Here is a 12,140-nt window from a genome sequence, read left to right on the forward strand (position 1 = left end):
ACCCATGAAACGTACCTTTATTCTGATGATGGACTCCTTCGGTATTGGCGCTGCCGCCGATGCCGAGAAGTTCGGAGATGTGGGCGCCAACACCCTTGGCCATATCGCCAAGGCCTGCGCCGCCGGTGAGATTGAAGGCCGTGGCGCCCTCAACCTGCCCAACCTTAACAAGCTGGGCCTGGGCCACGCGGGGGAGCAGGCTTCCGGCTACTTCCCGGCTGGCTTGAAGAAAGATATCGAGGTAGTCGGTGCCTACGGCTTCGCCCAGGAGCTCTCCTCCGGCAAGGACACCCCGTCCGGCCACTGGGAGATCGCCGGTGTGCCCGTGCTGTTCGAGTGGGGTTACTTCCACGATCACCACAAAAGCTTCCCGCAGGAGCTGCTGGACGCCATCGTCGAGAAGGCGGGTCTGCCGGGTTACCTCGGCAACTGCCACGCCTCCGGCACCCAGGTGCTGGATGACTTGGGCGAAGAGCACATGCGTACCGGCAAGCCCATTCTCTACACCTCTGCCGACTCCGTGTTCCAGATCGCCTGCCACGAAGAGACCTATGGCCTCGAGAAGCTCTATGAACTGTGCCACATAGTGCGCGAGCTGCTGGAGCCCTACAACATAGGCCGCGTCATCGCGCGTCCGTTCGTGGGCAGCGGCAAGGGCAACTTCAAGCGCACCGGCAACCGTCACGACTACTCGGTGCTGCCGCCGGCGCCGACCGTGCTGGACTACATGAAGGATGCGGGGGGCCAGGTGGTCTCCATCGGCAAGATCGCCGACATCTATGCCCAGCAGGGCATCACCAAGCAGGTGAAGGGCACGGGCCTGACCGAGCTGTGGGACAGAACCCTGGAAGAGGTGAAAGCGGCCGGTGACAACACCATCGTCTTCACCAACTTCGTGGACTTCGACTCCTCCTACGGCCACCGCCGTGACGTCAAGGGCTACGCCGATGCGCTTGAGTATTTCGACTCCCGCCTGCCGGAGCTGTTCGAGATACTGCAAGATGGCGACGTGGTGGTGCTGACCGCCGACCACGGTTGCGATCCGACCTGGAGCGGTACCGACCACACCCGTGAATACATCCCGGTGCTGTTCTACGGCAAGCCGGTCAAGGCGGGCTCCGTCGGCCGTCGCGAGACCTTCGCCGACATCGGCCAGAGCATAGCGGCCTACCACGGTCTGCCCAAGCTGCAATACGGCACCAGCTTCCTCTGATGCCCAGGGCAGGGCGGCATCTCAGGTGCGCTCTGCCCGGTTGCAGCAGGGTCTCTGCTTTTTGTAACTGACCCGCCTGCCACTCAGGTGGCGGGCAATTTTATAAAACAATAAAACTCAACCTAGTGTGAAGGAATCAAGAGAATGGCAACTCCTCATATCAATGCAAAAGATGGCGCCTTTGCTGACACAGTGCTGATGCCGGGCGACCCCCTGCGTGCCAAGTACATCGCCGAGACCTTCCTGGAGAACGTCGAGCAGGTGTGCGACGTGCGCAGCATGCTCGGCTTCACCGGTACCTACAAGGGCCGTCGCATCTCCGTCATGGGCCACGGCATGGGCATCCCGTCCTGCTCCATCTATGCCAAGGAGCTGATCACCGACTACGGCGTGAAGACCCTGATCCGCGTGGGCTCCTGCGGTGCCGTGCGTGAAGACGTGAAACTGCGTGACGTGGTGATCGGCATGGGTGCCTGCACCGACTCCAAGGTCAACCGTCTGCGCTTCAAGGATCACGACTTCGCCGCCATCGCCGACTTCGACCTGGTTGCCAATGCGGTGCAGGCCGCCAAGAACAAGGGCACCCCGGTGCGCGTGGGCAACATCTTCTCCGCCGACCTGTTCTACACCCCGGACCCCTCCATGTTCGACGTCATGGAAAAATACGGCATCCTGGGTGTCGAGATGGAAGCCGCCGGCATCTACGGCGTGGCCGCAGAGTACGGTGCCCGTGCCCTGACCATCTGCACCGTTTCCGATCACATCCGTACCGGCGAGCAGACCACCTCCGAAGAGCGTCAGCTGACCTTCAACGACATGATCGAAATCGCACTGGACTCCGTGCTGCTGGGCGACTGATCCCGCGGCTTCGACTCCATGCAAAACGGCGACCCTGGGTCGCCGTTTTTTTATGCCTCATTTGGGGAATCAGCCCGGAAGGCCCGCTGTGCCGTCTATCCTTTCTGGCCGCCAACCACGAGTTCAACGCCATGAAACGAAAGCATATTCTGACTCAGCGGCGCTTCATTCTGATGCCGAACATCGCGTGGACCGCCTGGCCCGCATCACCTCCTGCGATCTCAATCACGCCGCTCTCGGCCCATGCTATTCGCCAGGATCCTGCGGTGGATAAAGAGCCCTAATCGCCCTCTTCGCTCACCACCAGCGACCAGCTCGCATCGGGATCGAACAGCTGGATCGCCTCGACGGCCGTTGCGGTTTCGGCCCCTAGATCCTTTTGATAAACCCGCCCCTCGTGATTCACCATGAAGGTCATCACCCCGCTGTTGGCATAATCGGCTGGCCAGGCGATCAGGGCGACACCGTCTCTTAATTGTCCTTCGACAAAGTACTCTTTACTCCCTCCATTGGCCGCAGCCCCCTGGGCATACAGGATGCGGTAGTAGTAGCCATGATAGGGGGTGCGTTGACCGACCACGGCCTTGTAACCCTCTGCGGCGGCACTGACGACCTCCTCTCCGGCCGGGCTTGCTGGCTCCCCCTCGCTTACGGGCCAATAGAGTCCATTTTGTTGGCCTGCATCACTGCGCAGTTTTGCCGCAAAGAGTCCCGCGGATTCGCCATCATGCCCCATGGCGGCGTACTCTATCTGTGCGTCGATAAAGCCACGGCACACCGCAATCGCCCCCAACTCATTCCGACCGATGCGGCGATAGACGATCTCTTTGGCCCCTGCGGCGCCATCGAGATACCACTTGCCATCTGTGGCCACGAGGGGGATGGGCAGTGGCCAATCCGACTCCCCCACGACCAGTATCATTTTATCCTTACCGTCGGCCACCAGTTGGTGCTTGCTCTTGAAGCTCGCGACGAAGGCGGTGCGATCATTGGCATCGGCCACCTCATCCCCCGAGGTGATGGCCTCCTCACTGTGTTCGCCGAGCAGCAGCGTCAGTGCGGTGACATCATTCCGCTCCAGGGCCGTGATCAGGGCCTGTACCGCCTCATCCGGGGTGGCGAAGGTGCGCTGTGCCATGGCGCTTGCGTCGCTGGCAACGGTCAGGGCCAGCATGGCCAACACCCATGAGGGAGCCCAGCTCCATTTCAACAAAGGCTTCATTATCGCGTACTCCGTCTGGGTTGAGTGGTGCGCCCGGCACGCCCGCTACTGGCCACACTCTCGCGCCCACGTTGGCTGGCGGCGCGCTCGGTTCTACCCGAATTATGTACCCCTTGGAAGGCACTCCTTGAGGTTGAGGCCGAGGCAACAGGTGCTCTGCGCGTCGCCGTCTGTGTTGCGCTCTTGCTGTGAGTGGCGCGTGGCTGGACATGGCCGCGATCACGCGCTCCCGCGGTCTGTGGCGTGATTTTCTGCCGCTTGACCTTGTCTCCCGCGTAGTCGCCCTGGCGCGGCGTGCGTTGGGCCACATTCGCCTCCCTGTTCGCCTGTCTGGCGTCGCGCGTCACCTTGGCATTGTCGCTGTCGGGTTGGCGGTTGGCGCCCGCATAACTCCCCTTCGGCGCGGTTGCGCGTGCCTCCCGGTTCACCTCGTTGACCGCGCGCGGTGCGCCGGCGTATGCGCCTTCAGGCTGGCGATTGGCCCCCGCATAAGTCCCCTTGGGTGCGGCATCTCGTCGGGCCGTTCCTGCCGCATTATTCAGCGGGCGTTGTTCCAGGGTCGCCAGCTCGGCACGCTGGGGGCGCGCCGCCGTGATGGGGCTATCGGCCTGGCGCAGGTAATTGTTGGGGCCGCGCTCAAACTTGTTGAAGTAATCGTCTCCCTCGGCGTTGATATAGATCTTGTTGTTAGAGCCCCGCTGATAGTTGACCGGACGGTTGTACCCATTGGCGGGACGAAAACCATTGCCATAGTTGGGGTTATAACGATAGGGAACATAACCGTCGGGATAACCCGATCCCCACCGCGGGTAATAGTAATCGCCCTCATCATCATCGTCGTTGAAGACCTCGTTGACCAACATGCCCGTACCAAAGGCGAGCAAGCCCGTCAAGACCATATCACCGCGGTCGTATTCATCCTCGTCATCATCATGTTCTACCACTGTCGTGGTGGTTGTCGCAGGCGCGGTCGTTGTCGTGCTTTCTGTGGTCACCGGCGCGGGAGCCGGCCCGGCGGCGGGCGCACTGTAGGCGGCGGTTGGGTCATATTGCGGGACATAAATGACGTCAGGGTTGGCAGGCGCAATGGTGACGATCTGCTGATTGTTCTGCTCATCCTTGGCCACTTTCATCTGCTCCGAGTCTTTCAGGTTGCCCACCTCCATCGCCTGTTGGCGCAGGCGCTGAACGGCGGCCAATACGCCCGGTTCATCGGCCAGGAAGGCACTGCCCAGCTCGGTCGTCCACTCCATCTTCAAGCACATCATGTCCATGACGGTCGGGAAGTGCATCAGCGACATGGTGGGCGGCGTAAAGCCCAGCGGCGCAATGGCGGCGGTCAGCTCTTTCCCTTTGAGATTGGGGTGGGCGACCAGCCAGTTGCCGGCATCGAGCACCTCTTGCGGATTGGTGGCGCTGGCCAGCACCTGGGCCAATACCACATCGGGGTAAAGGGCTATGGGCGCAAGCAGGGTCTCGAGCGCCTCTGGGGTATATTGCGATGCTTGTGTGTTAATCGGCTGAGGCTGCGCTTGCGGTGCGACCGCAGCGCTGGCTGTGCTGGAGGCTGCGCTGGGCTGGACACTTTGCGTGACGGGGGGGGGCTCCTCCTTGCAGGCAGCCAATACCGTGCCGAGGGCGATCACGGCCGCCAACGCGCTACGGCGAAATAGGGGGTGTTTCATGACCTTGTTTCCTTCTGCTGGAGTGGCTGATGCGCCTCTTGCCTGAAGATGTCCACAAACGTTGTATCTCATCGCATTCAATGCGGGCGTCTCATACCGAAAACATAAACCACGAATCGAGATCACACCCCAAACCGGCTGGAAAGGGGTGAAAAATTCGTTTGCTTCTGTTTCAAGCTACGCCTGAAGCCCTGGATGCCACCAACGTCAGGTGGGCAGAGCTGAGACGTTAAGGGCTATGAGATACCGCCTGCGGTGGTGCTCGAGATTCAATCAAGGCACTTGGGGATGGAAGAGATCGAGGAGCTGGCTGTCGATGCAGTGCAAATGGCTGGATAGGCTGGTCGAGGAACTACGGCATGAGGTGATCGTGGCGCGTTACTTCGTTATCGGACGCTTCAGCGGAGCCAAGCGTCGCGATGCCCTGTTCGATCAGAGACTCGAACGGCTGGGGGCAATAACAGGACCAAGGGGGGTTCGCGAGCGGCGCCTTATTCGATGCCGGGCGGCGGGGCGTTGTCGGCGGAGGTCTGGCTCTGCACCGATCTCTTCTTGTGCTTGCGCACCCGCATGTAGTTGCGGCGCACCCCGTAGGAGATGAGCAGGCCGGCCAGCAGCATCACCAGCAGCATCAGCCGCTGTTTCTCCTGACTCACCTTGAGGTGGGTGTCCTGCGCGGCGAGCAGCTGTTGCTCCTCCAGGGTGATCCTCAGGTAGCCCAGGGTCAGGTTCCCCTCCTGGATCTCCTGCACGAACTGGGTGCGCCCCTTGCCCTGCTCCGGCAGGGACTTGTTGTCGGTGCCGATGGGCAACAGGTTCTCGAGGGGAACGGCCTGATCCGACTGGGCGAGGGGGATGCCGCGGGCGTCGTAGAGGGTGACGTCGAGGATCTCGGGCTCGGCGGCCAGATCCTGGGCCAGGCGCTCCAGCTCGCTCTCCTTGTCCTCCTTGATCCAGCGTCGCATGTCCCGGGCGGCGTAGGCGACCAGCGCCTGGGCCCTGTCCCGCGCCGCGCTGTGCAAAGCGGCCTGGCTTGCTCCCTGCATGTGGATCATCAGCACCAGCACCCAGAGACCGAGCAGGATCCCCGCTGCCAGGCTGATAACTCGTTTGATGGGGAGATGACGCACAGCGCTGAGCCTCTTGGGGTGAATGGACAATGGTGGCGGGATCTTGGCGCTTGCCTGTACAAAAAGCAATACGCTACTCTGGGCCCGCATGATGAACCCCATGATCCCCAAGGAAGGCGTCTCTCTTATGTTGTTGTCCCAACTCCCCCGCTCCCCGCACGACTGGTCCCAGGCTCTGTGCGGTGCTCCCTGCTGGCAGCTCACCCCCGAGGCCCTGCTGCCTGCGGCCAGTGCCCATGACGGCGCCTGGCTGGTGCTGTTTGGCAAGGCGCTAGGTGCCCGCCACCTGACACAGGTGGCGACGCTGCTGGCAGACCATGAGGTCGAGGCCAGCCTCTATCCCGTGGGGGAGCAGGCCGGTGTGCCCCTGCTGCTGCTCGGCGCCAGCCGTTTCTCCCCCGAGCTGGTGCAAGCCCTCAAGGGGCAGGAGTGGGACATAGATGCCTGCCATCTCGCCACCTTGCCCACCCTGGCGCTCCCCGGGCTGCTGGTGATGGACATGGATTCCACCGCGATCCGGATCGAGTGCATCGACGAGATAGCCCGTCTGGCCGGGGTGGGTGAGCAGGTGGCGGCCGTGACGGCGGCGGCCATGCAGGGCAAGCTGGAGTTTGCCGACAGCCTGCGCAACCGGGTCGCCCTGCTGGAGGGTGCCCCTGTCGCCATCCTCGATGAGGTGGCGGCCGCCATGCCCTGGATGCCCGGCTTGCAGCTGATGGTAGACACCCTCAAGCAGGCGGGCTGGACAGTGGCGATCGCCTCCGGCGGCTTTACCCGTTTCGCCGGCGAACTGCAGCAGGCGCTGGGGCTGGACGCCATCTTCGCCAACGAGCTGGCGGTGGAGGGGGGCCTGCTGACCGGCCAGGTGAGCGGTCCCATAGTGGATGCCGCCGCCAAGGCCGAGGCGCTGCTGCAACTGGCGCGGGAGCATGGGATCCCCGCCGCCCAGACGGTGGCGGTCGGCGATGGCGCCAACGATCTCAAGATGATGGGGGTGGCCGGGCTTGGCATCGCCATCCACGCCAAGCCCCTGGTGCGGGCTCAGGCGGCCGCTACCCTCAATCACCATGATCTGGAAGGGGTGCTCTGCCTGCTCGGCGCGCTCGCCTGCCGCGACAGGCGCTGGAGTTGAAACCCGCTCAAGGAGGAGCAGAGAACAAGATGGAACTGTTGCAACAATCCCTGTTTGTCCCCTGTGGCGAACATCGGCTCCATGTGCGCCATATCCAGCCCGGTGTCGCCATCCATGCCGATCCCATCCTGATGGTGCACGGCGCCATCGAGAACGGGCGCATCTTCTACACCGAATCCGGCAAGGGGCTGGCCTGTTTTCTGGCGCGGCATGGTTATCAGGTGTACGTGGCCGATCTGCGCGGCCGGGGCCAGAGCACACCGGCCATCGCCGAGCGAGCCGGTCACGGCCAGCATGAGTTGATCACCGAGGATCTGCCCGCGCTGCAGCACTGGGTGGCGGCGCGCCATCCCGCGGCCAGGGTGCACTGGATGGCCCACTCCTGGGGCGGGGTCATCATGGCCTCGACCCTGGTGCGCTTCCCCGAGCTGGCGGATCAGATAGCGAGCCTGGTGTTCTTCGGCACCAAGCGGGGGGTCTCGGTGCAGAACCCCGAGCGCTGGCTGAAGGTGGACCTGATCTGGAACCGGCTGGCGCCCTGGCTGGCGCGTCGCCAGGGTTTTCTGGCTGCCCGCAAGTTGAAGATAGGGGCCGATGATGAGCCCTTGCGTTACCTGCAGGAGACCATTCCCTGGGTGAAATGCGGGCCCTGGCAGGACCCCCACGACGGCTTTGCCTATGACGAGGCCGCCGCCAGGGTGAGCTGGCCGCCACTCTGGATGATCTCGGCCAAGGCGGACAAGGTGCTGGGTCACCCCACGGACGTGCGTCGCTTCAGCGCCGAGATGGGGTCGGCGACCCGCCATACCCGCCTCGGTCGGGATAACGGCAACCGGCTCGATTACGATCACATCAACATGCTGACGGCGCCCCAGGCCCAGGAGGATCACTTCCCCGAGATCCTCGCCTGGCTGCTCAACCCCCAGGCGGCCTGAGCGCCCGCTGAAACGGGCAGCCATCTGCCCGCCTCCCGCCCCGGATGCCGACACCTGACGGGTGAGGGCACCCGGGGCCGGCCTCTTCCGGGTTACTTCGCCGGGGGCTTGATGCCGAGCCGGAACAGGGTGGCCTCAGTGGTATCGGTCAGCTCACCGACCCCCACCACGCTCCACAGCTCCTCCTCCAGCTGCTTGGCCTTGTGAATGGCGAACTTGGCGATGTAGTCCAGCTCCCCCGCGATGAAGCTGGTATCGGGGCGACCGGTGCGGGAGATACCGACCAGCACCGAATAGAACTCGCCCTGCTGCAGGGCCAGCTCGATGAAGCGGCGCTTCGCCTCCGGCGAGGAAAAGCTGCTGGCCAGGTGGCTGCGAAACAGGGGGGCGCCGCCCCGGGAGTGCAGGCTGGCGATGTAGACCTCCTCCTCCTCCGGCTTGTCTTCCCGCGCCAGGGTGCGCAATGGGTTGAGCAGCACTGTCTTGAGCAGGGCCCCCTGGAACAGGGGGTAGAGGTTCAGCTGCTTCTCCTGCCCGGCGCAGGCCTGCAGCAGGCCGGAGAGACTGCGCGGTCGGGGGGCCATGCCCACGGCGGCAGGCCTTGCGGCCGCCTTGAGCTTGTTGACATAGACCGGCGAGTTGAACAGGTGGTGGGTATAGAGGTTGCGCAGCGCCCGTGCCATGCCGCGGTAGCGCTTGTGCTCCCGGGTGGTCTTGAGCTTGTTCTGGTTGCTCTCTATCAGCAGGCTGAAGAACTGATGGCCGATGTGGCGCTGCGCCGTGCCCTCGATGCACAGATGCAGCACGGTACGGCTCAAATTGAGGCTGACCAGCCGATAGGGCAGGCGCTGCAAGTCCATGGTCTTGGCGAGCTCCTGCAACCTGGGCAGGGCGACGGTGACCGTCTCCCCCTTCTCCCCCTCGAATGCCTCCTCCAGCTCGATCTGCATGCCATGGGCCGAGATGTCTCGGGTCCAGCCGATCCAGGCGCGATCCTTGTGCCTGAGCACTATCGCCGTCTTGTGGACGTAGCGGGCCTCCTTGCGCAGTTGCACATAGTGCAGCGTCTCTATCTCGAAGGGGGCTGCCTGGGTGTCGTGGCCGAAGCGTTGCAAGGCGTTGGCGTTGGGCTGCTGGTTGTCGTAGTGGAATTCGCTGCGCTGGTGCTCCAGCCCTATCTCCTGCAGCAGGCCGACATAGCCTATCTGGCCGAGGCGTTCGCGCAGCAGCATGTCCTGCAGCTGATGCGACTCTCCCCGCTGGCTGTCGAGGTCGGCCTCATGCAGGGCACAGGCCTCCAGGCTGAACTTGTAGACGCGCCAGCTGGGACGACGGGCACCGACCTGGAAGAAGAGGGCGGTCAGGCCGCTCTGCTGCAACTCTTCGCGGGTGGCGGAGAAGAAGTAGAGGTGACTGCGCACCGAGTGGGTGAAGCTGTAGATCAGGGTCTCGCGCAGTCCCCCTTTGGCGGGCAACAGGGAGGGCATGCGCGCCGCCGTGAAGAGGCTGGCGAGCATGTCACGGTTCTTGGCGTCACGCCAGTACTCGAGGATGTGCTGGTTGTTCTCGGTGCGCAGGGCGATCTCGAGACCAGGGGCGTCGCCCTTGCCGAAGTAGAGCGGCATGCCGGTCATGCGTGGCAGGTAGAACTGCTCGTATCCCTTGATGATGGCGGCCGACAGCAGGTAGTCGACACTGACCCGATAGCGGCTGCGGTTGCGCTCGATGAAGTCGCGCAGGAACTCGTCGAAGGCGGGGTGCTCGCCGCATCGAACCAGCCGCAGCCAGAATTTCCCCTCTTTCTGCTCCTCTCCCAGGATCTGGTAGCTGATCGAGTCACGCAGCAGGGGGTGGGGGTTTTCCCGCTCCAGGCCGGTGAAGAAGACCTCGATGTGATCGCCGGTCTGGTAGTCGGGCAGATGGGGGACCGAGGCCCGGATCCCGCCCAGAGAGATGTCCGAGCTCTTGGCCTGCAGCTTCTCCCCGCTCGCCAGCTTGAGCACCATGGGGGAGCTGAAGTGCATCCGCTCCTCCTGCCGGCCGTAGTGGCTGGCGAAGGGGATGGCGTTGACGTCGAAGGGGCTGAACGGGCTGACGGGCAGGGAGAGGCTATCGCTGCGCCCCTGATTGAGCCTGTACCAGGCTTGCAGCGCCTCGTAGACCCCGAGGGTGTAGCTGTCCCGGTAGAGGTAGCACTGGGACTGGAACTGCTCGATGGCCTCGGCGGGCATGAAGTGGGTCACCCCTTCGAACTCGTGCACCTGGCAGAGGGCCCCCAGCTCGTTGCGCATGTCGATCACCCGCCGACAGGGGGTGCACTTGCGTTTGAGTTCCATCTTCAGCAGGAAGCGGCCGTTGGTATTCTCGTTTTGGGTCAGGCGGTTGAAGATCTCGTCGAAGTCCTTTTCCCGGAGCAGGGGGACAAGTTGTTCTATCAGGTGGAGTGGTTGTTCTGAATCCATGTATTCCTGCCGCGGAAAGTCACTTTTCCGATTCTGGGTTTGATCTGCCGGTCGCAAACCAGTATATCAAGCAGGAATTCATCCTGTCCCCGAGTTATCCATGGCCAAAAACAAAACCGCCTATGTTTGTTCCGAATGTGGCGCCGACTTCACCCGCTGGCAAGGTCAGTGCAGCGAGTGCAAGGAGTGGAACACCATCACCGAGGTCCGGCTGGGCGTCACTACCCCCGGCAAGAGTGCCCGCTACACAGGTTATGCCGGCGCCGTCGGCAGCCAGGTGCAGACCCTGGCCGAAGTGGCGACCACCGAGATCCCCCGTTTCAGTTCGGGCTTCAAGGAGCTGGATCGGGTGCTCGGCGGCGGTGTGGTGCCAGGCTCGGCCATCCTCATCGGCGGCAACCCGGGGGCGGGCAAATCGACCCTACTGCTGCAGACCATGTGCGGCCTGGCCCAGCGGATGAAGACTCTCTATGTGACCGGGGAGGAGTCCCTGCAACAGGTGGCGATGCGGGCCGGCCGGCTGGGCTTGCCCACCGACAAGCTGCGCATGCTGTCGGAGACCAGCGTGGAGCAGATCTGCATCATTGCCCAGCAGGAACAGCCGCAGATCATGGTCATCGACTCCATCCAGGTGATGCATGTGGCGGATGTGCAGTCATCCCCCGGCTCCGTCTCCCAGGTGCGCGAATCCGCGGCCCTGCTCACCCGCTACGCCAAGCAGAACCATGTCGCCATCTTCATGGTGGGCCATGTCACCAAGGACGGCACCCTGGCCGGCCCCAAGGTGCTGGAGCACTGCGTCGACTGCTCCGTGCTGCTGGACGGTGCCCACGACTCGCGTTTTAGGACCCTGCGCTCCCACAAGAACCGCTTCGGTGCGGTCAACGAGCTTGGCGTCTTCGCCATGACGGGGCAGGGGATGAAGGAGGTGAGCAACCCCTCCGCCATCTTCCTGAGTCGCGGCGAGGAGCAGGCCCCCGGCTCCATCGTCATGGTGATCTGGGAGGGGACGCGCCCCCTGCTGGTGGAGTTGCAGGCGCTGGTGGACTACTCCCAGGTGTCCAATCCGCGGCGGGTGGCGGTGGGCATGGATCACAACCGTCTCGCCATGCTGCTGGCGGTGCTGCACCGTCACGGCGGCTTGCAGATGGCGGATCAGGACGTCTTCATCAACGTGGTCGGCGGGGTCAAGGTCGAGGAGACCAGCGCGGATCTGGCGCTGCTGCTGGCCATGGTCTCCAGCTTCCGGGATCAGCCCCTGCCCAAGGATCTGGTGGTGTTCGGCGAGGTGGGGCTGTCTGGGGAGATCCGGCCCGTGCCCTCCGGCCAGGAGCGGTTGCAGGAGGCGGCCAAGCACGGTTTCCGCCGCGCCATAGTGCCTCATGCCAACGCCCCCAAGCACCCCATCGAGGGGATGGAAGTGGTGCCGGTGAAGAAGCTGTCCGATGCCCTCGAGGCGTTGTAACCACCTAAAAGAGAAACAAAAAGGAGCCGGTCAGGCTC

At 63.4% G+C, this 12,140-nt stretch carries 9 protein-coding genes; 5 read left to right on the top strand and 4 right to left on the bottom strand.

From position 1 onward, the window contains the following. The first annotated feature begins 4 nt into the window (after positions 1 to 4). Both AC1IN8_RS11265 and deoD read left to right on the top strand, forming a co-directional pair. Entirely contained in the window at positions 5 to 1,213 is a 1,209-nt protein-coding gene (locus tag AC1IN8_RS11265) for a phosphopentomutase (RefSeq protein ID WP_479758887.1), read from the top strand. Between the two features lie 144 nt (positions 1,214 to 1,357). Continuing rightward, positions 1,358 to 2,071 carry a purine-nucleoside phosphorylase gene (gene deoD, locus AC1IN8_RS11270; protein ID WP_025325643.1) on the top strand — a complete coding sequence of 238 codons (714 nt, stop codon included), beginning with the start codon at positions 1,358 to 1,360 and terminating at the stop codon, positions 2,069 to 2,071. A gap of 280 nt (positions 2,072 to 2,351) precedes the next feature. Here the strand turns inward: deoD and AC1IN8_RS11275 are convergent, their stop codons facing one another. The 3 genes from AC1IN8_RS11275 to AC1IN8_RS11285 all read right to left on the bottom strand — a co-directional run bounded on the left by AC1IN8_RS11275 (position 2,352) and on the right by AC1IN8_RS11285 (position 6,108). Beyond that, complete coding sequence (locus tag AC1IN8_RS11275) at positions 2,352 to 3,245, bottom strand: DUF2950 domain-containing protein (protein ID WP_479758888.1); 894 nt, start codon at positions 3,243 to 3,245, stop codon at positions 2,352 to 2,354. 47 nt (positions 3,246 to 3,292) lie between these two features. Further along, positions 3,293 to 4,978 (bottom strand): DUF3300 domain-containing protein, encoded by a 1,686-nt coding sequence (locus AC1IN8_RS11280; protein WP_479758889.1) that lies wholly within the window; start codon positions 4,976 to 4,978, stop codon positions 3,293 to 3,295. A gap of 491 nt (positions 4,979 to 5,469) precedes the next feature. Then, positions 5,470 to 6,108 carry an AhpA/YtjB family protein gene (locus tag AC1IN8_RS11285; RefSeq protein WP_139436897.1) on the bottom strand — a complete coding sequence of 213 codons (639 nt, stop codon included), beginning with the start codon at positions 6,106 to 6,108 and terminating at the stop codon, positions 5,470 to 5,472. Between the two features lie 127 nt (positions 6,109 to 6,235). Between AC1IN8_RS11285 and serB the strand changes: the two genes are divergently transcribed. Beyond that, positions 6,236 to 7,240 carry a phosphoserine phosphatase SerB gene (gene serB / locus AC1IN8_RS11290; RefSeq protein ID WP_479758890.1) on the top strand — a complete coding sequence of 335 codons (1,005 nt, stop codon included), beginning with the start codon at positions 6,236 to 6,238 and terminating at the stop codon, positions 7,238 to 7,240. A gap of 29 nt (positions 7,241 to 7,269) precedes the next feature. Further along, positions 7,270 to 8,175 (top strand): alpha/beta hydrolase family protein, encoded by a 906-nt coding sequence (locus AC1IN8_RS11295; RefSeq protein WP_265435339.1) that lies wholly within the window; start codon positions 7,270 to 7,272, stop codon positions 8,173 to 8,175. Between the two features lie 92 nt (positions 8,176 to 8,267). On the opposite strand, the gene AC1IN8_RS11300 is transcribed toward AC1IN8_RS11295, so the two are convergent. Beyond that, positions 8,268 to 10,637 (bottom strand): PilZ domain-containing protein, encoded by a 2,370-nt coding sequence (locus AC1IN8_RS11300; RefSeq protein ID WP_479758891.1) that lies wholly within the window; start codon positions 10,635 to 10,637, stop codon positions 8,268 to 8,270. 100 nt (positions 10,638 to 10,737) lie between these two features. On the opposite strand from AC1IN8_RS11300, the gene radA reads away from it, so the two are divergent. Continuing rightward, positions 10,738 to 12,102 (top strand): DNA repair protein RadA, encoded by a 1,365-nt coding sequence (gene radA, locus AC1IN8_RS11305; RefSeq protein WP_025325651.1) that lies wholly within the window; start codon positions 10,738 to 10,740, stop codon positions 12,100 to 12,102. Positions 12,103 to 12,140 lie beyond the last annotated feature (38 nt).

Source organism: Aeromonas sp. 130281, from assembly GCF_056642115.1.

Coding starts and splice junctions, on each gene's coding strand:
- AC1IN8_RS11265 (WP_479758887.1), top strand. CDS start 5: ATGAAACGTACCTTTATTCTGATGATGGACTCCTTCGGTATTGGCGCT.
- deoD (WP_025325643.1), top strand. CDS start 1,358: ATGGCAACTCCTCATATCAATGCAAAAGATGGCGCCTTTGCTGACACA.
- AC1IN8_RS11275 (WP_479758888.1), bottom strand. CDS start 3,245: ATGCTGGCCCTGACCGTTGCCAGCGACGCAAGCGCCATGGCACAGCGC.
- AC1IN8_RS11280 (WP_479758889.1), bottom strand. CDS start 4,978: ATGAAACACCCCCTATTTCGCCGTAGCGCGTTGGCGGCCGTGATCGCC.
- serB (WP_479758890.1), top strand. CDS start 6,236: ATGTTGTTGTCCCAACTCCCCCGCTCCCCGCACGACTGGTCCCAGGCT.
- AC1IN8_RS11295 (WP_265435339.1), top strand. CDS start 7,270: ATGGAACTGTTGCAACAATCCCTGTTTGTCCCCTGTGGCGAACATCGG.
- AC1IN8_RS11300 (WP_479758891.1), bottom strand. CDS start 10,637: ATGGATTCAGAACAACCACTCCACCTGATAGAACAACTTGTCCCCCTG.
- radA (WP_025325651.1), top strand. CDS start 10,738: ATGGCCAAAAACAAAACCGCCTATGTTTGTTCCGAATGTGGCGCCGAC.